Origin of the sequence: Ligilactobacillus sp. LYQ60 (assembly GCF_045033015.1) — a bacterium.
GTDB lineage: Bacteria > Bacillota > Bacilli > Lactobacillales > Lactobacillaceae > Ligilactobacillus.
The window spans coordinates 33,479-54,702 of sequence record NZ_JBJFZV010000009.1; the positions used below are offsets into that span (position 1 = coordinate 33,479).

19 protein-coding genes, 10 tRNA genes and 1 rRNA gene are annotated in these 21,224 nt (G+C 42.3%); 4 read left to right on the forward strand and 26 right to left on the reverse strand.

The window, feature by feature from the left end:
• Window positions 1-507: 507 nt before the first annotated feature.
• On the forward strand, window positions 508-876 hold the full coding sequence (locus ACI3EZ_RS07125; RefSeq protein WP_405024915.1) for a helix-turn-helix domain-containing protein: 369 nt from the start codon (window positions 508-510) through the stop codon (window positions 874-876).
• Between the two features lie 282 nt (window positions 877-1,158).
• Here the strand turns inward: ACI3EZ_RS07125 and ACI3EZ_RS07130 are convergent, their stop codons facing one another.
• On the reverse strand, window positions 1,159-2,040 hold the full coding sequence (locus ACI3EZ_RS07130) for a 3-hydroxyacyl-CoA dehydrogenase (RefSeq protein WP_405024916.1): 882 nt from the start codon (window positions 2,038-2,040) through the stop codon (window positions 1,159-1,161).
• A 12-nt stretch (window positions 2,041-2,052) separates the two neighbouring features.
• On the reverse strand, window positions 2,053-2,883 hold the full coding sequence (locus tag ACI3EZ_RS07135) for an acetoacetate decarboxylase family protein (protein WP_405024917.1): 831 nt from the start codon (window positions 2,881-2,883) through the stop codon (window positions 2,053-2,055).
• A 174-nt stretch (window positions 2,884-3,057) separates the two neighbouring features.
• On the opposite strand from ACI3EZ_RS07135, the gene ACI3EZ_RS07140 reads away from it, so the two are divergent.
• Window positions 3,058-3,699: a nitroreductase family protein gene (locus tag ACI3EZ_RS07140; protein ID WP_405024918.1), complete on the forward strand. Its 642-nt coding sequence runs from the start codon at window positions 3,058-3,060 to the stop codon at window positions 3,697-3,699.
• 138 nt (window positions 3,700-3,837) lie between these two features.
• On the opposite strand, the gene ACI3EZ_RS07145 is transcribed toward ACI3EZ_RS07140, so the two are convergent.
• Complete coding sequence (locus ACI3EZ_RS07145) at window positions 3,838-4,302, reverse strand: DNA starvation/stationary phase protection protein (protein ID WP_405024919.1); 465 nt, start codon at window positions 4,300-4,302, stop codon at window positions 3,838-3,840.
• A gap of 788 nt (window positions 4,303-5,090) precedes the next feature.
• Between ACI3EZ_RS07145 and ACI3EZ_RS07150 the strand changes: the two genes are divergently transcribed.
• Window positions 5,091-5,408 carry a hypothetical protein gene (locus tag ACI3EZ_RS07150; protein ID WP_405024920.1) on the forward strand — a complete coding sequence of 106 codons (318 nt, stop codon included), beginning with the start codon at window positions 5,091-5,093 and terminating at the stop codon, window positions 5,406-5,408.
• A gap of 127 nt (window positions 5,409-5,535) precedes the next feature.
• On the opposite strand, the gene ACI3EZ_RS07155 is transcribed toward ACI3EZ_RS07150, so the two are convergent.
• The 12 genes from ACI3EZ_RS07155 to ACI3EZ_RS07210 form a co-directional block, all read right to left on the reverse strand.
• Window positions 5,536-6,102: a cob(I)yrinic acid a,c-diamide adenosyltransferase gene (locus ACI3EZ_RS07155; protein ID WP_405024925.1), complete on the reverse strand. Its 567-nt coding sequence runs from the start codon at window positions 6,100-6,102 to the stop codon at window positions 5,536-5,538.
• Window positions 6,099-6,644: an ECF transporter S component gene (locus ACI3EZ_RS07160; RefSeq protein ID WP_405025958.1), complete on the reverse strand. Its 546-nt coding sequence runs from the start codon at window positions 6,642-6,644 to the stop codon at window positions 6,099-6,101. The genes ACI3EZ_RS07155 and ACI3EZ_RS07160 overlap by 4 nt, the downstream gene beginning before the upstream one ends.
• Window positions 6,644-7,033, reverse strand: coding sequence for a DUF4430 domain-containing protein (locus ACI3EZ_RS07165; protein ID WP_405024922.1), 390 nt, complete (start codon window positions 7,031-7,033; stop codon window positions 6,644-6,646). The genes ACI3EZ_RS07160 and ACI3EZ_RS07165 overlap by 1 nt, the downstream gene beginning before the upstream one ends.
• 26 nt (window positions 7,034-7,059) lie before the next feature.
• Complete coding sequence (nrdJ, locus tag ACI3EZ_RS07170) at window positions 7,060-9,291, reverse strand: ribonucleoside-triphosphate reductase, adenosylcobalamin-dependent (protein ID WP_405025959.1); 2,232 nt, start codon at window positions 9,289-9,291, stop codon at window positions 7,060-7,062.
• An 887-nt stretch (window positions 9,292-10,178) separates the two neighbouring features.
• The gene (locus ACI3EZ_RS07175) at window positions 10,179-11,396 is read right to left on the reverse strand and encodes a tyrosine-type recombinase/integrase (protein ID WP_405025960.1); all 1,218 of its coding nucleotides are present in this window, start codon (window positions 11,394-11,396) and stop codon (window positions 10,179-10,181) included.
• On the reverse strand, window positions 11,393-11,632 hold the full coding sequence (locus tag ACI3EZ_RS07180; protein ID WP_405025961.1) for a hypothetical protein: 240 nt from the start codon (window positions 11,630-11,632) through the stop codon (window positions 11,393-11,395). Before ACI3EZ_RS07180 ends, ACI3EZ_RS07175 begins: the two co-directional genes overlap by 4 nt.
• A 3-nt stretch (window positions 11,633-11,635) precedes the next feature.
• Complete coding sequence (locus tag ACI3EZ_RS07185; RefSeq protein WP_405025962.1) at window positions 11,636-12,892, reverse strand: Rep family protein; 1,257 nt, start codon at window positions 12,890-12,892, stop codon at window positions 11,636-11,638.
• Between the two features lie 156 nt (window positions 12,893-13,048).
• Window positions 13,049-14,467 carry a helicase HerA domain-containing protein gene (locus ACI3EZ_RS07190; protein ID WP_405025963.1) on the reverse strand — a complete coding sequence of 473 codons (1,419 nt, stop codon included), beginning with the start codon at window positions 14,465-14,467 and terminating at the stop codon, window positions 13,049-13,051.
• Window positions 14,454-14,819: a hypothetical protein gene (locus ACI3EZ_RS07195; RefSeq protein ID WP_405025964.1), complete on the reverse strand. Its 366-nt coding sequence runs from the start codon at window positions 14,817-14,819 to the stop codon at window positions 14,454-14,456. Before ACI3EZ_RS07195 ends, ACI3EZ_RS07190 begins: the two co-directional genes overlap by 14 nt.
• A 308-nt stretch (window positions 14,820-15,127) precedes the next feature.
• A complete protein-coding gene (locus ACI3EZ_RS07200; RefSeq protein WP_405025965.1) occupies window positions 15,128-16,063 on the reverse strand; it encodes a hypothetical protein in 936 nt (311 codons plus the stop codon).
• Window positions 16,064-16,849, reverse strand: coding sequence for a hypothetical protein (locus ACI3EZ_RS07205; protein WP_405025966.1), 786 nt, complete (start codon window positions 16,847-16,849; stop codon window positions 16,064-16,066).
• 65 nt (window positions 16,850-16,914) lie between these two features.
• Complete coding sequence (locus ACI3EZ_RS07210) at window positions 16,915-19,377, reverse strand: SEC10/PgrA surface exclusion domain-containing protein (RefSeq protein WP_405025967.1); 2,463 nt, start codon at window positions 19,375-19,377, stop codon at window positions 16,915-16,917.
• Window positions 19,378-19,578: 201 nt separating this feature from the next.
• Here ACI3EZ_RS07210 and ACI3EZ_RS07215 point away from each other — a divergent pair, with 201 nt between their 5' ends.
• The gene (locus ACI3EZ_RS07215) at window positions 19,579-19,947 is read left to right on the forward strand and encodes a helix-turn-helix domain-containing protein (RefSeq protein WP_405025968.1); all 369 of its coding nucleotides are present in this window, start codon (window positions 19,579-19,581) and stop codon (window positions 19,945-19,947) included.
• A 225-nt stretch (window positions 19,948-20,172) separates the two neighbouring features.
• Here ACI3EZ_RS07215 and ACI3EZ_RS07220 read toward each other — a convergent pair.
• From ACI3EZ_RS07220 to rrf, 11 genes are all read right to left on the reverse strand, one after another.
• A tRNA-Leu gene (locus ACI3EZ_RS07220) sits at window positions 20,173-20,256 on the reverse strand.
• A 38-nt stretch (window positions 20,257-20,294) separates the two neighbouring features.
• Window positions 20,295-20,365, reverse strand: a tRNA-Cys gene (locus tag ACI3EZ_RS07225).
• A 33-nt stretch (window positions 20,366-20,398) separates the two neighbouring features.
• Window positions 20,399-20,470: transfer RNA gene (locus ACI3EZ_RS07230), tRNA-Gln, on the reverse strand.
• 8 nt (window positions 20,471-20,478) lie between these two features.
• Window positions 20,479-20,551 (reverse strand) — tRNA-His (locus tag ACI3EZ_RS07235).
• A gap of 13 nt (window positions 20,552-20,564) precedes the next feature.
• Window positions 20,565-20,635, reverse strand: a tRNA-Trp gene (locus tag ACI3EZ_RS07240).
• Window positions 20,636-20,640: 5 nt separating this feature from the next.
• Window positions 20,641-20,723 (reverse strand) — tRNA-Tyr (locus ACI3EZ_RS07245).
• Window position 20,724: 1 nt separating this feature from the next.
• A tRNA-Phe gene (locus ACI3EZ_RS07250) sits at window positions 20,725-20,800 on the reverse strand.
• Window positions 20,801-20,856: 56 nt separating this feature from the next.
• A tRNA-Val gene (locus ACI3EZ_RS07255) sits at window positions 20,857-20,929 on the reverse strand.
• A 4-nt stretch (window positions 20,930-20,933) separates the two neighbouring features.
• A tRNA-Glu gene (locus ACI3EZ_RS07260) sits at window positions 20,934-21,005 on the reverse strand.
• Between the two features lie 12 nt (window positions 21,006-21,017).
• Window positions 21,018-21,090 (reverse strand) — tRNA-Asn (locus tag ACI3EZ_RS07265).
• Window positions 21,091-21,097: 7 nt separating this feature from the next.
• Window positions 21,098-21,214: ribosomal RNA gene (gene rrf / locus ACI3EZ_RS07270) — 5S ribosomal RNA — on the reverse strand.
• Window positions 21,215-21,224: the final 10 nt, after the last annotated feature.

Below are 21,224 nucleotides of genomic sequence, written 5' to 3' on the forward strand. Positions count from 1 at the left end.
ATGATAGCAAGCATGATGCCAACATTTAAGATAAATAGGACACAAATTAACACATACAACTCCTGTACCCATTTTTATTGGGAATGCTACTTAACCGGAATTAACCCTTCACGAGAAGCACTGATGATGATCTGCCCCTAGCAGATAACCAATAAATAATTCCAACAAATGTCAATGAACTAAAGTGATTAGCAACAACCACCAGCCACCTCAAACGTAACAGAACAAAAGATATGTAATGTCGCACTGCCTCTCTTCGGGACAACGTCACCTTTCGTCAATTAGTTAGTATCCAAAATCCCAATAATCCATATAAACGTTTAATGGTTACGGCAAGGTGATCTCTCATTAAGCGTTTATTCGGTTAATTTCATAAATAAATACGCTTTAAGCGTTATATTTGTGATTATAATCACAGAAAAATGAAAGGTAATTACTTTATTAAGTGTTACTATAATTAACATTTTCTTACTCTTAAGTCATTAAAGTACACTTAGGAGCAAATTTATGTACGAGCATTTTAATATTGGAACGCAAATTCGACGACTACGTACTACAAAAGGACTAACACAGGAAAAATTTGCAGAATTAAGTAATTTATCAGTTAACTTTATCTCAAAGCTAGAGCGTGGCCAAATGGATAATATTAGCATTACAAACATCATCAAAATATGTAATGCCATGAATATTTCCATTTCTGAATTAGTCAATGATGAACCTACCCAGGCACTTACGGGTTTCCCAAAATCAACCCTAACGCTAATTCAACTTTTAAAAGATATTAATCCACCCGATTTAGATAAGTTATCAACTGATTTAATCCCTCTTATCCGCGAATTTCGTAGTTTATCACAAAGTCATTATCACGTTAATTAACCCTACATTTGGGAGCAATTAGCGTAAAATAAATCCTGCTGGTAATAGTTAACTCGACTAAAGCCAACAGGTTTTTTAAGTACTTCATTTTATAATAATCCACCGTGGCCTATAAATAACACTTTATAAATCAACGCGTTGCTAACCCCAATTATTGGTAACCCTTCCCTAAACTTTGACTAACAGTTTGCTCATCCTTAACCAACCCATAACGTTCACGCTAAAGAGTCAAAACGAGCAACTCCTCTCATCAGGTGCTGCCCGTAATTCACATATTGCTCTTTATCCCTTCAAAAAGTTCGGGTCCTCAAACGCCGGATGCGGGTACGTGTAAAAACCCTGGCCGGCCTCAATGCCATAATGCCCTTGATCGATCATTTTCTTAATCTTTGCAGCAATTGTTTGAGATGCAGGATCATCCGGATGCGCATTATAAATTGCCCACACTGTCCGGAGACCGATCATATCCATTGCCATAAACGGTCCCATCGGCGATCCCGTCGAGTTCATCCAGTCCTTATCAATCGTAATCGGGTCCGCAACCCCCTTAACCCAAAGGCCAAGCGCTGCGTTTAAAAACGGAACCGATAACGAATTCATAATGTAGCCGGGCTGCTCTTTTTGCAAAACAATTGGGAGCATCTTAATGCTCTTAGCAAACGCCACCGCAGTATCAATCACTTCTGGTTTTGTCTGCGCATTACCAACAATTTCAGCGGTATTAAACTGCCAGATATGGTTGGCAAAGTGCAAGTGTAAAAACTTCTCCGGCCGGTCAACAAACTTAACTAACTGACTTGGAACAAACGTCGATGAATTGCTAGCAATCAACGCTGCTGGTGGCAGAACCTCCGCTAAATGATGGTAAAATTCCTCCTTCACCTTCAAACTTTCCGGAACGGCTTCAATTACCAGGTCAGAATCCTGAAACGACTGTTTCCAGTCGTTCGTGATGGAAATAATCCGGGCTAATGCTTCATCAAACTGTTCATCAGTAAGGTGAACATCCCGTTTATAAAACGGCCGCAATGCTTCCAGCCGCCGTTCTGCTCGCTCCGGGTGCGGATTCCAAATTCGCACCTGGTGTCCGCAAAGCGCAGACTGAAATGCAATCTGGCTGCCTAAGGTTCCTGCCCCAGCAATCGTTACGTTTTCAATAGTCATTACTCGTTCCTCCTAATTATTACTTAAAGTACTTTGATCATAGCGCCCGGTAATTAGGTACGGCGCTACCTTATCAGCAGCCAACTTAGTTAACACCATTGTTTTATGCATCTTAGCAGAAGCCATCTTATATGTTCCCCCACCAATTAGATGCTGCACCGCCAGCTCCCCAACCGGATCATCCGCACTTGATGTCAACGTTAGCGCCAATTTTCCCGGAGTAAAAGCAGTTGTAATGTTCGTTGTCTGGGTTGCCAACAACCTAGTATTCGTGAACCGGTTCGTTCCGTCATTCTGCTGCTCTAACTGATAGTCCACAAAAAAGTTAACCGTTTCATTTGGATGATTTAACTGTAACTGCGGGCCCAATAATTGCTGGGCCTGAGCGGGATCATTAGGTGTCCCCGGCGTTATGCGAACGTCCATTAACGTAGTACCGTGCCGAATGACCTGGGCCTGAGTTTCCGCATCGTCGTGCTTAATCTGAATCTGATCAGCAAGCTTCTTAGGAATGCTTGCCCCCTCACGTCCAGCAACTAACGCCATTTCTGCGCCCGGGCCGGCCAGGAATAACCCAAACGGGTACGCCCCAACCATTTTATCCCGGTAAGCTACCATCGTGTACAGCACCGCTTCATCATACGAACGCGCAAACGACGGGTTCCCCATATGCGTAACGTAACCGGCTACTACAGGCGCTATCACTTGTAATGGTGCTGGCACCAACCGTTGTAACGTTGCTTCGTCCATCGCATAAGCAAACATAACGCCTTCTTGTTCCCGCATATCCGGATTATCTAGGAATCCCTTAACGGCATCCTGACTAGCTAAGTAACTCGTCAACTTTATCATCCCCTATTAATAGGTCATTCCATCTCCCTGATGCCTCCCTTATTATACTTAGTTTGAGCAGAAAACAAAAGGGAATAAAAATATTTTGCGATTAAGTTATTGCGAAAATGTTATAATATCAGCGGAAACGGTTACTTATTGGTTAACGTTTAAGGAGGTTATCTCATGCAATTTACTAACAATGATTTTCAAGATATTATGCTCCACCGACACTCTGTTCGGCACTTTGATCCGTCAGTGACGATTCCCCGGGACGAACTTCAGCAAATGGTCCAAGAAGCGATCACCGCACCCTCGTCTTGCAATCTTCAGGCCTGGCACTTTGTGGTCGTTGATACTCCTGAAGGAAAGGACAAGTTGCGGTCCTTCTTCATGAAGTTTAACCTTCCCCAGTTAGATTCCTGTTCCGCAATGATTATGGTTTTCGGGGACACCGATGCGTTCAAGAAATACCGGGCCCTGTGGCAAAGGATGTACACGGAACACCAAATTACGAAGGAACGGCTCAACGAAATTCTTCAAACATTCTTACCATTATACGAGCACGCAGACAAGCAATTTTTAACCGCCGATGCCTTAATCGACAGTAGCCTCGCTGCCATGCAACTGCTCTTAGCTATTCGGGCCCACGGATATGAAGCCAATCCACTCGGCGGTTACGATGCTAAGAAGGCAGCCGCCGCACTTGGACTAGACCCCAACCGGTACGTTCCTGCACTGGGAATTGCAGTTGGAAAACCTGATCCAGCTGCCCATGAAATCACCTCGGAACGGTACGCCGTTCAGGATGTCTTAGAATTTAAATAATTCAGCTTTAAGCTGATTCTGTGCCGAAAGAGTAAGACACAAACCAAAAAAAACGGGCGGGATGGAAGCTGGCCCTGAATCATATGTTGATTCAACGGCGGTCGGACTTCCACCCCACCCGTTTATTTTAACAATGACTTATGCCGTAACATCCTTATCCAAGTACGCATTGAGCATCCAAATATTCTTTTCGCATTCGCCCTTAAACTCACTCAACATGTCCTGGGTAGTCAAATCGTTCGTATCATCTGTTACGATAATCGCCGCTTTGTAATCATCCCGTAAGACCTTAAACTGGGCGACTAACCCGGTAATCATCTGGGACAATGTTTCTTGGTCCCACGTTATTTTATTATCAGGTAACTTAGTTTGCGCCGTAAATTCATGAGTTGTTGATAATGGTGCCCCACCAATGATAATGAGCCGTTCCGCCACCTCATCAAGCTGGTTCCCCAATTGAGCGGCATAATCATCCATCAGCGGATGAAGTTTGAAAAACTCGGTGCCGCGCATGTACCAGTGGTACTGCTGCACGTTAACCTTTAGTTGGCTGATGTCGGCAATAATTTGGTTCAACGCAGTGGTTGTCGCCTGATTTGTCATGGCATCCTCCTTATTCAAACCTATGAGTAACTGACTGTGATAGTAAGATACCATGCTTGCCCCAATAAAGCTACTAAAAAACTACAACCCCCGTGAATTTAATAAATAAGCATACTTCTTATAAACTTTATAATCTCTATTTAATTATTATATTGTACAAATTATTTGATTTTTAACCGCCATCCATCCCAAAAACGTATCAGTAAAATAAATTAATCGAAAGAACTATACACGTATACAAGATTTGCATAATAAGACACACATCCACCAATAATATTAAGAGATGTACGCACTTAACCCTCAATGCTGTAAACACAAATTGGAAAACTTATCAAATTAGTTTTTTAAGTGCTGTAATGTATCCATATGAACACTTCTTTCTTTTTGATTCATTCGTGGTGAGACATCCCTAAGCAATCCCTAACAACCACCTAAAACTTTGCTCATAATCGGTATTTTTCACCAACAACATGTTACTTTGAAGTTAATCAATCAACTTAAAGGAGGAATTTACTATGACACTCCATCGTTTTGACGAAGCTCACACATCATTAGAGGAAATCAAGGTTCTTTTGAACATTTGGCTTAAAGCCTAAAGAAAAGTCCCGCTATTGCGGGGCTTTTTTAAGCTTCCATAGTATTTTTGTTAACAAATCATTTAATCAATCACAACCGCCTTCAATTTCGATATACTAATTACAACAATTAATACGACGGAAGGAATGACATTAATGCTTTTTATTAACAGTGCTATTAATCAGCAACCACCTCATAGGATCGAAGCTCCAATGCCAGATAACCACGTATTAACTGAAAAGGAACATCCTGATCACCCGGCGCACGTGGATTACCATCACTACCATAAGGACTTTGAGCGTCCACCAGTACGGTGTTATTTATGCCGGCGGATAATTTCTCATCCTCGCAGCTGGTTCTTAGTGACGCCAACCAACATATTACACGTCATTTGTTCACAGTGCGAAACTAATCTAGTTAATATCAAACACCTTGATCAGCACCAACCAGAAGTCCTCGGCTTCCCAGCTGACCGTCATCCGGACCATGACTATTTTGTAGATCCATATGATTTAGAGCAAATCAGCTAGCGGTAATTTAACTACCTGACTATGTCAGGTAGTTTTTTATTCTTTCAAGGTCTGCAATGGTTTCTAAGACACGTATTATAATTAAATGCCTTTCCTCCCATTGTTGTGGTTATCACTACAACCATAATTACTCATGAGTGGTTGGCTCTAGGATTTCATCATCGCTCCGGATATCCTGATAATCATCTAAAACATTCGCATATCGCGCTAATACAAATAAATAATCTGAGAGGCGATTAAGATATCGTTGTCCATCCGGTAAAGATAGTCCTGTTAATCGAATCAATGTCACCAATCGTCGTTCTGCTCGCCGGGCTAATGTTCGGGCATATTGAAGAGATGCTCCTGTTTGATCACCTCCAGGTAAAATAAACGCCTTAATTGACGGAACTAATGTTTGTAACTGATCGATTCTATGCTCCATCTTTGTTACCGTTATATCAGTAATTTCATGATGCCGGTTAACTGTTATATCAGCCTGTAGTTGGTATAACTGTTTTTGAATTTGAAGAACTTCGGTGCGAATTTTTACGCAAGCTGGTGAACAAACTGCACAGCATAACCCCAACCACGACTCTAATTCATCTAATGCGCCAAGAAGTTCAATTTGCGGTGCATCCTTCGCTATCATTTGTCCTGTAATTTGCTTAGTTTGCCCCGTGTCTCCAACGCGTGTATAAATCTTGATTGTTATTCCTCCTCCTTTTTTTCAATAAAACGATACTTTTTTAAAACGTTCACTACAGGGCGATACAATAACGGATAAAGAATAAGATTACCACCTGCATGATAACAATCAAATACCAAACCATTTAAGTAATATGCCCAAAAGGCTGTTATTCCAAATCCACCAACTAGCATCATTCCTAAACTCACAAAGAAACCATATACAAACCCTAAAAATGTCGCTAAAATTACTTGCCAACCGACATGTCGGCGCAACGGAATTATCTGGGCACTTCCACTAACCAGTAATACACAGATAATATATGCGCCAATTTGTGGTAACGTCCAAATACCAAATCCTAAAATGACATTGGAAAGCACTATTGTAATTGCAGCAACACTAATTCCCGTTACATTCCCCAACATCAATGTAATCATCATAATTAAATCTGTGTCGGGCTGAACATTAGGGATTGGAAGATGAATAATCCGAAAAATAACGCACAGTGCACTTAGCAACCCAATTAAAGCTATTCGTAAAACCTTTTCATGCGTGCTAAGATGGTCCATTATTCATTAACCCGTTTAAGATTAAAGGTCACCGTATCGTGGTTTCGAACCTTCTCTTGGGTCACACCCTTAGTTGCTTCCTTACCATCAACTTTATACATCCAATACGTCTTTTTAGCGGTATTCTGACTTCGACCATCAATCGCTGTTACCATTCCCTTTTTCACCCGAACGTGCCAAGCGTGTTTTAACCCTGTAAGAACGTCTGCTCCTTGTTTAACATGAACTTTCTTTCGTGCAAATTGTTTATTATTTCGCTGTAAAACATAGGTCACTGTAACTGTTTTTCCTGTTGTCTTTTGCGCATTTATCGTTGTCAAACCACCAATCGGTAATTCCAACATCAATACTGTTAAAACCGATACTACCCACTTTTTTAGTTGATTCATAATCTATTACCCCTTACATAATTAAATTATTTAATCGGACATGCGCCACTTTCACAGTCGCTTTGTCCAACAATTTCTAAATCTCTAATATCTTGCTTGTTTTGCTTTTGGAAAACTTCTTGAACATCACCATGAAGCATTGCTTTTCGCTGTTCAAAAACGTCCTTAGTGATTGGCTGTTTTGGAGCCTGTTTAAATTCGCCACCAAGGTATGGTAACAATGACGTTGACTTAATCGTGTTTCGATATTGCGTCAAAAGTCCCGCTAACTGATCAGCTTCATTCGGCTGGAACGTAATTGTACAACTGACCGCATTATCCGACCAGTAAGTTTGGAGAAAAGCCTGCGTTGCAAATTGTTCAGCCGCTGTTACATTGCCTGAAGATACAAATTCAGGAGCATCCGCATGAGCAGCACGCACTGGGAACTCGACACAAATCGTATGCTCCGTGTAAACATCTGGTTCCATTCGGTAACCACATGCCCGAAATGCTGGTAAAAGCGGATCAGAATCTTGAAACCGAATTCGCTGGATTAAATACCCAGCATAATGGAAATGCATTCCCTCAGAAGCCCCCGCCAGTTTAGCCACTGTTCCAGAAGGCTTGACCGTTGTGTGTTTAACCGATTCTTGACACCCCAACACGGCTGAATACTCTTGATCTGCTGAAACAACCGCTTGATAAAGTTGATTAAAGGTTGCACAAATTTTGGGGTCATAAATCGGTTTTTGAATTTTCATACCAGTTTGAGAATCGGTAATCTTCTCGAACCCCGTAACAATCCGATGCCCAAAGCGTTTTAAAATCCAATCTTGAATTCCAGACATCGATACCCCCACACGCCGATTTTTTGAAATAATTTTCCGGGAAACTTCCCAATCATAATTACTAAACGTAATTCGCTTTGTATACCGCATTGCAAGACGGAAAACATCACTGAGCTCCCATCCTTGTTCTTCAGCAATTGCTGGAAAAACCTCAAATAAATTACATGGTTCGCCGTTTGCCAATGAAACTTCACCGCAAGGATTAGTTCCTTCAACGTCCCCATCAATGCCTAATTGATTTCCATCCACAATTCGGCCATAGTTTCGTGATAATTCTAAATTAACAACTCCCGGTTCACCGTTATGTAAAATTGAATCGGCAATCGTTTGATATTGCATAAAATGCGAATCCACCGCCACACTGTTATTGGAAGCCCAGCGATGATGGTTCAGTTTTTCAGCATCTTGTTTCATGGTAATAAAATCATGATCATCATTTGAGCCCAATGCTAGTTCGGCAGAACGACGTACGTTACCAGCAACAACCGCTTTTCCAATCAGATTACCAATATCCGTGCAATCAACGGCCGTTAAGTGCTGCCCAACGCGTTGATTAATTAATTCATTAATGTCATGAATCATTGTGATTAGTGGCATCGGGCCCGCGGCTGTTCCTCCAAAGCCGTGAATTCGTGTTCCTTTAGCTCGAATATCAGTTACATCTAAAATTAACCGCTGCTGCTTGGTTGGATTTGTATCAACAAAATGCAAATCAATCATCTGCGCGTTTGCCAAAACCCAGCCTTCGCGAGTATCAGGGACCTTATAGATTAAAGCATCACCGTCATGGTCATGCTGCTCCCATTCATCTCGATCGCGTGCACCGCAGGCAAGCGCATCATCATAAGAACGACTTGTTTTATCAATAACAAATTCTACTTGAACGGGATAATCAACAGCCGGAATTTGCTTAACATTTTCATGAGTTACAGAAAAGCCAACTCCCCCACCCTTCATTAATTGATCGAACATAAACGAATACGGCATCGACACTGCACTCTGATCCTTCTGTAAATATGACGGTACGATATGACTATCACCATACTTCTGTGGACGAATAGCAATAAACCAACAATTGTTTAATGAATCCGCTGTCCGTTGTTGATAATCCGTTCCCGATATCCACAAATTACGTCCTGATGGCGTAGCGGATAGTCCATAAATGAGTCGAAAAAGCTGTTTAGCTTCATCAGTCAACTCGTTAATCACTTGTTTACTAGGATGATTAGTAAGACGCGGATCTAAATTAATATTCCCCTCAACTACCCGTTGCACCGTTTCGATCCATTCCTCAGTTCGGTGCTTTTGAGGTAGCCAACGAGCATAAGTTCGCTTATAAGTTACCCATCCTAATTCACCCCAATGAGGATGCACATTTTCTTTAATGTTCATAATAAAGTCTTGCGATAATTTTATCGTGCGCTTCACTCTCATCACTCCTTATACAACATATAGTATCATTCAATGATCGGATATACAATATATGGAGAAATACTTTTTTTGAATTCTTTTCTTGCCTTTGAAATTCATACGTAATAACAAATAATATAAATATCAATTACTAATTAACAATCAAACGCTGTTTTACTCGCTTAATATTTCACTCATCGAAAACATTTAGGCAATAAAAAAGTTGATGAAATGATCACCAACTTTCCAAGTATATGAACTTATTGCCTTGATTGTTACTTATCATCTTACAAAACCGTTAATTTTTCGCGCTCCATCCGTATTCCAAAAGCGATATCTATTACGTTTTCTTTTACTTAATCACTTAGAATGAACAAAAATGTTTCTGAACAGTTGGATGGATTCATTCCGTTTTTTTATTTTTCGTGCACATCCTGCACACAGAATTTCGGTTTATGTTCACGTTTTGTGCATACACATTGATTTTTAACCATTCAGAGTAACCCACATATAATAATGTGATATACCAGACACATGACAAAAGACAACGTAGAATCCTAACTACCGATTAACAATTAGGTTCTTTTTTCGTGTCCCACTCACTATAAAGACTACTACGGAGCAGCTTAATGATAATTTACTAAACTGCTCCTTTATTCGGCAAAGAAATCATATTTTCTGTTTGCTGTGTGTTTACCGTGTGTTTACTGTGTGTTTTATGTGTTTGAAATATAAACGAATAAAAAGAAAAACGCTGACTTAACAGCGTTTCAGAGAGATATAAAAACCTCATTTATACCGGTGATCGACTCCAAAGAGGGGTTGTTATCCCCGGCACATCAAGGAAAACATTTCATTATTAACGATAATGTTCATCTCAGTTCAAAGAACTAACTCCAATAACTTTAAGCATCCGGCAACCACATTTTACTCATTTCTTCATTTATATCACGATCACAATGCACGTAAGTCCGCGTAAATTCAGATAATGAATGTCCTAAACGCTCGGCGGCCCATGGATAACTTATTCCCGGCATATTCCCTAGTTTAGTAGCAACTGTGTGCCGTAAAGAATACATCGTCCATGTTTTCTGCCCTATTTCTAAACCAATATCTTGCCCTAACCTGTGCAACATTTGATTCAGACTCGTTTGAGTGACCGGGTAACCTAAAGTACACTTTTTATAATCATTCAGATTAAGAAAAATGAAATTATTCGGGTTAGTCAGGTGTCGTTTCTTTAAAAACTTTTCCTGTGCTTCCTTGAACTGCATAAGGTACTCATTCAAACGTGGTGTGAACGGTAATGACGTCCGTATTACTCCACGTTTCCGTGACTTCAAATGTCCATTTAGCCTGTAATCATGTTCATTCCACGAATCGGATAACTTAAACACAAAATTACCGTTTTCTTGATTAATCGCATCCCAAGTCAGTGCCTGTAATTCCTGCGGACGCATTCCCGTCATTAAATCAATATAAATTGCTAACCGCGAAATACAACGATAAGGTTCAGCAAAATTCAAACCACGCTCAATTTCAGCAATCAGCTGTTTAATTTCATTATCAGATAAAACATACCGCCGCCGTTCTGCCGTCATTTCTTCTAGCTTGAAGAACCGACTCATTGCGTGCTCCGGCACTGGGTTTTCTCGATAAATGGAACCAACATAATGACTGAAGTAACTTCTCATATGCGTTAACCGCCGAACGACCACAGAATTCTCATTAATGCTTAACTTATGATCCTTTACAAACCGACGGGCAAAATCACGCACTACCCGTTGGTTAAGATCCTTCATTTGGGCATTAGGAAAATATTCTTTGAAAATATTACTAGAATACTTCCATGCTCTATACGTTGCATTTTCCCAACGTCCCGAACGAAATTCATCCTCAACGTAACGGGAAAAACAACGAGAAAAATTCATCTTAGCGGTTACATTATCGTAATCGCTCTCTGCCTTTGCCCAAAGTTGCCGTTCAATTTTCTCAGCTGCCCGCTTGGTTGTTGCGTACTTAGTTGGTAAACTGTATCGCTTCCCCGTAATCCGGTCAACAGGTTGCACCCTAATCCGGTACTTTCCCGCAAACCGACCTTCTGTAATTTTAGTAATTGTCATTTTAATTCCTCCTTGTAAGAAGGAACTAATTTAACAGCCCTTATTTTACCATCGTGACTAGCCGACTGACCACCACACATAATCCACTTTTTAACATCATCCAGTACAAAATATTTGTGTGAATTAGCTAGTTCTCGGTATGGTAGCCCGGCCTGAACCAAAGTATGCAAATAAGAAACACTTATTCCCAACTTCTCCGCTAATTGCTTTCCATTTAATAACTCATCACCAAACACAACCTATTCCCCCTTCTTTAATTCATTTAATAACCGTTCTTGGGCAGTGGTTAATTTTTCCTGCTGCAACAATAATTGACGAATTGTTGCTACCGCGAACGCCTGGCACGCGGCCCAATCCTGAGCTAACTTTTCTGGTACTACTGGGTTCACGTCCTGCGCCACCACTTCCGTTTGCCATTCCGTTTTACTAGCTTTTATTAACTGCGCCCACTTAATTTCATCACCAGTCAACCGTAAATCTACCGTAATCCGCCGGTTTAACTGGGCAAAATCGTCTACGGTCGCCTGAATCTGGTTATCATGCTGGTAAAACATCCACGGTTGATACGGCGACGTAATTACCATTTTATCTGCCAGTAATTGGCGGTCATGGTACCGCGCTGGGAGTTCCACCCGGTAATTATGCGGGTCGGTAATCCGCAGTAAGTCCTCATACGGTAATGTTGCCGGCCGTAAATCGTCAATCACTAAAACATGCTCCCCGTGGTAGTCCTGAAAGTAATCCCGACTACTTCCATTGACGGCCCAGCCCGTTTCATCGGCCCACCACTGCGCTAACATGTTCGCTAATACGGTTTTCCCCGTTCCCGCAGGGCCACTTAACCACACCACAATTTTCGGTTGGTGTTGTGCCTGCAACTGTTCCAACCACCGTTCCGCTTGCTGACGGGTTGTTTCCGTATCAATCGCTGCCAGTTCCTGGGCTAATTGCCTCACGGCCGTTGGCCGGTACCGCAACGCTAAGTCCATCACCTGCCGGCGCGAATACTTTTCATTGACGTACTGGGTCAATAACTCCCGTAATCCCTGCCGGCTCCGCACTTGGTTAGCGATTAACTGTTCCTGCAACTGCGCCAAGTACGCCGGATAATCAAAGTTGGCCACCACTTGGTGCGGATCGTACTGGTACTTATTTTGTGCGTTTACCGTTCGGTGAACCAGATAAGCAAACCCGTTGGCAATTCCGTCCTTCCGGTGGTGTTTCGTCACGCTTTCTAAGTACTGCACCTGGTCGCCGAGTTCCTTCGCTACGGCGGACAACGTCCGCGGGTGCTGAAACACTAACATTACGTGAACGTGTGGGGTCACGAACTGTCCCTGTTCGTCCTGATCCTGGTCGTGGGTAATAAACGCCCACCGCTTAATCCCCGTTAATCCCTGACAGCGCCGTTTTAAGGCCGCTTCGTCTTTTACTGGCAGGTGTTCCCACTGCTGCACGTACATCATGCCCCGACTCCGGGGCGGTTGGTTCCCCATTACATGCCCCTTTCTTTGCCTTTTTGCGTTTTTAACCGTTGCCTGGGCTCATTGCTGACAATGCCCGGTATTACAACGTTTTGTTAATTTTTTGCATTATTAAAGACTGCGGGGAAAACAAGCCCCTTCCCCGCAGCCTTCGGCTGTTATGCCCATTTATGCTTTTTCTTCCCGGCCGGGGCGGCCTTTTGGCCGCTCGCCCGGTAACTGCAATAACTCATTACAATATCCGACTAAATCAAAGTCCTGGCCAACGTACGGGGGAAAGACCCGTTGCACCGGTCCCCCATTAACGGCACACAGTCCCTGGTACGGGTTCTGGTCGTCTGCTGTTACCTGCACACCATCCGTAAACAAAAACTTTTGCTCCGCTGGCGTACTATTCCCTAATAGTACCCGCGTCCCTAACTGTTCCCGAATTTCGGTCGGAAGTTCCTGGGCGTTGGCCTGTTGAATCCCAATCACTAGGTGCATCTGGAAAGCCCGCCCCTGTAAGACCAACCGCTTTAAGGTGGCATCTAACTGCTTCTGTTCCTTCGCGCTCAGGCTTGCCCGTAAAGCCGCTAACTCATCAATCATGACAAACTGCTGCACAAACTTCGTCCCGGGGTGTTGGCTGCTAAACGCCATCCGGTACGCCATTTCCTGGTCCATCTGCTTTAATAGCTGTAAGCATTCCTGCGGTTCCCGGGCAATTTGACACTGGTCATTGTCTGCTTGTAAGCGCGCAAAGTCCTGCCGTTTCGGGTCACATACCGCAACGCGGTAACCTCGGGTCAGCGCTACGGCCATCAAGTAACCCATTAAGGTTGTTTTCCCGGTGCCGGTACGTCCACTAATAACCATGTGCGGGGCCACCCGCCAATTAATGGTATTCCGCCCGTCTAAAATCGTCAGTTCATCGGTGGTTTCTTGGGCTTTTTGCGTTTCCTTTGCCTTCTGCACTGCCCTTCCTATGTCAGCGCCCTGGTGAATCTCCTGCTGATAATGTTGGGTATAGTCGTCCAGTGTCAACCGCCAGCTTGTTTGCCCATTATTTAACTGGCTTTCCACGACTTCAACCGTTTGGAAAAAGCCCCGTAATCCGGCGCTCAGTTTCTCCGGGAACCCGTCCCGCCAGTTTACCTTACTTGCTGGGTCGTTCTCAAGCCAGATCCAGGCCCGAAAAATCCGCCCGTTATCAACCATGACATCCACCAACGGCAACGTTGTTGCCTTAAAGTTCGCTTGCGTGCGCAACTGTGTTCGTAAAGCCTGGTAAACCTGGTGGCGTAAGATGAGTCGCTGAATTAGATTGGTTAGGGTCAACCGTTTAGCCGGCTGGTACTGTAAGCCTAAGCCCCAATACCAGTCCAGTAGCCACGGACTGGTAACGACTAACGTCACCCCCACCGCGAACGCGGTGCTAAATAATGTGAAGTGTGTTAAAATTAGCGTTGCGAAGGTTAATAGTAACACACCCAACACATACGGGTGCTCGTTACGTTGCTTACCAGTGCTTGATTGGCGGTGTCTAATCCAGTGCTGGTATTTTTTTAACGGCTCGAGCCGCGTGCCGAAATTAGTCAGCTCCATTGTCCGTCTCCTCCATTCCTGGTAACTCCAAGTCGAGGTGGCTGATAACCTTAAGGTTGTTTGCCCGGTAGGCATAGTTGATAAAGGAACTGCCCTCCCGCACATACGGCGTAACCGTCAAGCCCTCAAACTGAACAATATCATTCACGCCAACGTCCGTTTCCGCATCGCTTGGTAACTTCACGCGAATGGACGTCGTGGCTAATTCTGCCATCTTGCCCATCGGGGTCACCGTTACGGCGAAACCCACTTGATTATCCGTCCGTTCCCCGTCCTGATACTCATACACCAAACTGACCTCGCCCGTTACTAGGCCTGCCGCATTGTACTCATTGGATACTTTTATTTGCATTTTTAATTCCTCCTTTATGATTTGCCTGCAAATAATTGCTTACCTGTTATTCAGTTGTTACTGCTAGTTTCTTCGTTAAGCCATCATCTCTCAATACTATAGTTCGTCATAAAGGTTAGTTTTTAATCACTAACCTCGCTGACGATTATCATTATATCGTTTTTACTCTGAAAACCTGGCGTTTTGAAATATTTCATTTATTACAATTTAAGTTACAGATGTTACAAACGGCACAAAAAAGGACGCTCCCTTTGGGAAACGTCCTTACCTATAAAAAATAACCTATACCCATGTCCACTTTACAAAATTCACTGCTTTGAAAGGGTAAGCGCAACTTTAATTGAGAAAAACAACATTAATAAATAATATGCCTGTTCATACATTGCCGAATCTATCGTGACATATAACTTATTTATCGCCGAAAACGCCATACAAATTATAACCAGATAACCAACACAAGAAATACTGCCATTAACTATAACATTTAATTTTGCCTTTGATACAGTCGTTGGTTTACGGCGCTCAACTATTTTCCAATCCACAAACGAAGAAACAACAGCAAACACCATAAGACCAATTAAATGTGCTACCCAGTGTATATGCAATGGAGAAATTGATTTAAACATCTTACAACCAGCAATAGTAGTACTGATATCAAACCACCCTACTGATATGCCAACCAATAGTAATAATAAAACGTTTATCACTATTAATAATATAAACAGCATTCCCCATCTACGCATAAACCCTGATTTTGCATCGTTTTCAGAACCACTTACGTTGATTTTAGTATTATCGTTATCCACCACTTTGTATTCAATAGCACACTGAAGACATAAAACTGAGAAGACTAAGACATACTCTAACAACTTAACCGTATTAGACTTCAACGCTATACCATCAGCACAAGCTGAAAATACATTAACAGCAATAATAATTGCCATAAAATATGCCGTCATGTCATGTATTAAATCAACTACGTGGCGATTTAAAACGCGACTTGAACATCTTCTTAAGAAAAAAACATTAAGTGGCAAACATACTAAGAAACATATTCCAAATTCCCAAAAGAATACTTCTGGCAACGGATGAGCTTCTGAAACAGTTGACTCTAATAAGGAAAAACTCAGCACTACATCACATAATATACAAAGTAGTAATTTCCCAAAATCATTCCCCGTTACTAAACGTCTTAAACTCATAAAATGCCAAAACCTTTCTAAATTACCTATTAATGCCTTCAACTATTTAAAAAAGACTTCATTCGCTTTTATAAAAGCATCAGTATATCCGTTGCTCAAGTAAAAGTAAAAAACACCGTAAATCTTTATTGCTTTATTCAATTTATGATCTATGATAGAAATTAAATTGCCTTGCCACTTTTTAGAAACTCCTAAAGTGAAATAAGTTTCTTTATTCTTATCCCAAACTTTATAATTCTTATATTTATCATTCTCAGTGCTAAATTCAATAACTGCTTCTCCGTATAAACCAATCGGCAAAGGATTTTTACGATCAAATCCTACTTGCGTCATGGCTATTATTTTGGAAATATTTCGAGAATTGATTTGATATTGGTGTGGCTTATTAACCCTCCTCATCTTCTGATTCCCCTGAGAACCATTTTTCTGTAAAGAAACGCTACCACTATTCCCTGAGGCACTTGGAGATGAGGCAACATTACCTGGACCAGTATCACCATTCAATTTTCTTTCTAAATCCTGTAAATAAGCTTGCATATTATGAGGAGTCTTTAAATAATTGCGAGTGGTTTTAACCTGGTTTTTAAATCTCTTTACATTCAACTGATACGGACAATCAGAATAAACATGTTTACAATTAGGCATTATTTTAAAATACGGATTCACACTATTAAGATTTACAATCATTAGTTGTGCCCGTTTATCTCGACAAACTGGACACCAATAATCATACCTATCCCTGCAACCCTTTTTTATTTCCGTAATAGCCTCTTCACGCTTAATTGGCATGTTACTTTGAGAATCATATACCTCTTCAAACTTAACCATTAGATAATACCCCCCTTTAAATTAAGAATGCAGCCACAAGCATTAATATTTATATGAACTATATACTATTTCTGCCTTTTCCGTTCTGCCAAACCCAACATGCTCAAAATTCCAGCTAACCCTAAGCCAAGTAATCCCGCAACGGTTGCTGCGCTATTCTGGTTATCACCGGTATCCGGTAAACCATTGTTCCGGTTACTCCGCCGCAATCCTGGAACTTCCGCCGCCTGGACTTCGTCCATGCTATCAAACTGTACTGTGGTAGACGTAGCCTGCTGCCGACTGCTACTCTGATTTACGCGGTTGTTCAGAACGTACTGGTTCCCAATCTCACTCGTTGTCGTAGGGTGCGGATTTTTAATCCATTCAACCGTCGTTGTAGTGTAGGTTTTTTCTTCATTCAGTAACTTAGTTTCAAGCTCATTCAATACCTGTAAATCATCCAAATAGGTCTGATGATCCTGGTTATACTGAGCCATATCTTGCGCCAGTTTTTGCTGGGCGTCAGCTAACTTTTGCGGAGCGTCAGCGTAATCCTGTGCCTGCTGCTGTAAGTCCTTTAAGGTTGCTTCATCCTTAGCCAGCTGGGCTTGGTCGTTAGCTAAAATCTGTTGCTGTTGCTTCAAGTTATTTTCAGCATCATTGTAAGCTTGCTGAGCTTGAGCAACCGCGTTATTAGCGTTATCCAAATTAGTCTTAGCCGTTGCTAATTGGTTCGCCATGGTACTCAGGTATGCCTGCGGGTCGCTAGCGTTCTGTTGCATCTGACTTAACGTATTTTCATCATTCTGCAGGGTTTGCTGATCGTTAGTCAGAGTCTGCTTAGCGTTATTTAATGCCTGCGTATCCTGTGATAACTTCGATTGGTCGTTAGCCAACTGTTGTTGTAACCCACTTGGTGTATCCTGGGCCAGTTGTGCTTTATCAGCATTAACCTGATTAGTTAAACTATCAACCTGGTTCTGATCATTCTGGATCGCTTGCTTAGCACTGGCAATCTGACTTTGTACGTCTGATACGTCCGGTACAACCTCGCTCTTGCCCTCGAAAATTGACGGGTCTTGTGGGATGTTGGTATTCTCGTATGTTGAACTGCCATTTGAGGTCAAATTAATGCTCACATAATGAATAGCTCCCGTTTCATCAGGAGAAATACCTAACAAAACATCACCAGAATCAAGTAGCTCGTGCATGTGCCCTAAGTCATTTTGAGGGTCGGCGAATAAAGTATCATAAATTTCATTATAAACTTGATTTACAAGGTCATTCATAGTGACATGATTTTTATTCGGAACACCGCTTTCGCCGGTGGTCCCGGCAGAAGGAGAAGACAAATGATAATTTTCCAGAGTATTGAATGCATTTGGATCATCAGTGGTATAGGACTTATCATTGTCATACGTCTTTGACACTGCTTGAGCAATCTGAGCCGCTTCTGAATTATAATCAAGTGGTGTTAGTCCTAATTGCTTACGAAACTGGTTAAGGTAAGCAAGCGCCCGCTCATTTAAAATCTTCAAATCGTTAGCTGATAAGTTACCAGCATCCACATAGTAATTTAAACTCGGGTCGTTGATTTGACGGTTAGCCGTTTCATTTGTAAACTGATTATTCATATTCCAGTTAGTTACATCACTATTAACATTAATGTTAGTTGAAGTTGGATTCTTCATAGCGTCCGCCATTGCTGCCGGAATAGTTGGCGCTGTTGGAACGTAGCTTTTCTGATTCTGTAAATCATTCAACTTTTGCTGGTCACTATTCAGTTGGTTCTGCGCTGTTGACAAGCTACTTTCATCTTGGTTTAACTTATCTTGGTCCGCTTGTTCTTTTTGCCCAGCATTATTAATGTTACTTTCATCAGCCGTAACTTTACTTTGGTCACTACTTACCTGATTAGTTAAATCAGTAACCTTACTTTGGTCGTTTGCTACCGTTTGCTTATCCTGATTAACCTGGTTTTGCTGATTAGCAATCGCTTGCTGGCTATTAGCAACCTCATCTTTTGCCTTATTGTAATTATTTTCGGCGTTGTTGTAAGCCGTCTGAGCGCTAGACTGTTCAGCCTGCTTGTCATTTAAGGTTGACTGCGCTGAATCCACCTTACTTTGAGCGTCACTAACATTCTTCTGTTGGTTGGAAACAGTAGTTTTATCAGCAGAAATTTTTGCCTGTTGGCTAGACTGCGCCTGCTGGTTAGCTGCAACGTTTGCTGGTGTTGCCTGTGAGGCTTCTGACTGCCAGTGAGCAACATCATTCTTATCCTGACTCACTTTTTGCGAATCCTGGTCGACAACAGAACTAGCCTGGTCGGTAACCTTCTTCTGGTCATTTACCTGTTGCTTAGTCTGGTTAATCTGTTCCTGGCTATCCACGGTCTTAGTCGTTGTTGTGGTAACTTTAGTTTCGTCCCCCACTTGCTGTTTTGTAACTGTTACTGAATCAGCCTTAACGTGGTTAGCACCCACTCCGGCTGCCATAGTTGCAGCCCCAACGGCCACAGCCGTTAAAACTTTCTTCTTTTCCATATATGTATCCTCCTGTACAATTAAGTTTCACCTACGCGAACAAATCAATTAAATATTCTATTCATATACTTAACGGCATTATTATAACTCATATATTCCATTCAGTACATATTAATTCAGATACATTCCATTTACGCCGTTAAGAAAGGCCCGATTTCCTAATAGCCTAATTATTAGGACTAATAAATGAAGGGATTATTTATGTACGCAAAAGATTTTCCTGTCGGTAAACGCATCAGAGAAGAACGACTAAAGAAACACTACACGCAAGAACAGCTTGCCGAAAAATGTAACTTAACGCCCAACTATATTAGTAAGGTTGAAAATGGTATTTATCCCAATATCAGTATTCAGCGGGTACTAGATATTTGTAACGCCTTAGATATTCCAATGGCACAACTCTTTATGGACGATATTACTTCTATTAATAGTGTTTTCCCTCAAGCCACCCAAGAATTGATTAAGGTTATACGGAGAGTTGACGAAGAAGAACTGGAACGTATTTCGCAAAGCCTTCTTCCTGTATTCAAGGAATTAGCTAGATTAACGGAAAAGAACAAATTCAAATAATTACACAAAAAGGAGTAGTCTGTCATGCTACTCCCTTTCTTTATATATTGCCCAAATTGTTAAATTAGTTCCTTCCGTCAATTCGTGTGCACAAATCTGCACACGCAAAATTCCGCTGTGCACAGAACGTGCACAAGGATTCAAAAACATGTGTCAAAATACCCTTAAAAACAAAAGAAAAACGTTGATTTAACAACGTTTCCCTTGAATTAATAATTCAATTAATACCGGTGATCGGGGTCGAACCGATACGTCCTAACGGACATTGGATTTTGAGTCCAACGCGTCTGCCAATTCCGCCACACCGGCATGATAAATATGATACAGTTAGCACCTTTAGGAACTAAAGGCGGTAACCGGATTTGAACCGGTGATAAAGGTTTTGCAGACCTCTGCCTTACCACTTGGCTATACCGCCATTAAGAACAGGTCACCAGGCCAATCCCCACAATTGGGGTAACTGGATTCGAACCAGTGCATGAAGGAGTCAAAGTCCTTTGCCTTACCACTTGGCCATACCCCAGTGACAAGGGCGGTAGGTGGGAATCGAACCCACGCGTGCCTGGGCCACAACCAGGTGCGTTAACCACTTCGCCACTACCGCCATAACAATATAACAGGGATAGTAGGAATTGAACCCACACCGACGGTTTTGGAGACCGTAGTTCTACCTTTAAACTATATCCCTATATATGGAGGGGAGAGGATTCGAACCTCCGAACCCGAAGGAGCGGATTTACGGTCCGCCGCGTTTAGCCAGACTTCGCTACCCCTCCATGGTGGCGCGGGACAGAATCGAACTGCCGACACACGGAGCTTCAATCCGTTGCTCTACCGACTGAGCTACCGAGCCACAATAGAAAAGTTATACTGTTACTAAATATACCATTGAACGACTTCCCGTTCAAATGGAGGATACAGGGCTCGAACCTGTGACCTCCTGCTTGTAGGGCAGATGCTCTCCCAGCTGAGCTAATCCTCCATCATGACCCGTACGGGATTTGAACCCATGTTACCGCCGTGAAAGGGCGGTGTCTTAACCACTTGACCAACGGGTCATTAACATGTCACTCCGGCAGGCGGGCTCGAACCGTCGACAACCTGATTAACAGTCAGGTGCTCTACCAACTGAGCTATGCCGGAATAAAAAGCACGGCGACGTCCTACCCTCACAGGGGGCGGTCCCCCAACTACTCTCGGCGCGCTGAAGCTTAACTACTGTGTTCGGCATGGGAACAGGTGTATCCTTCAGGCCATCATCACCGCACTCTTTCCTT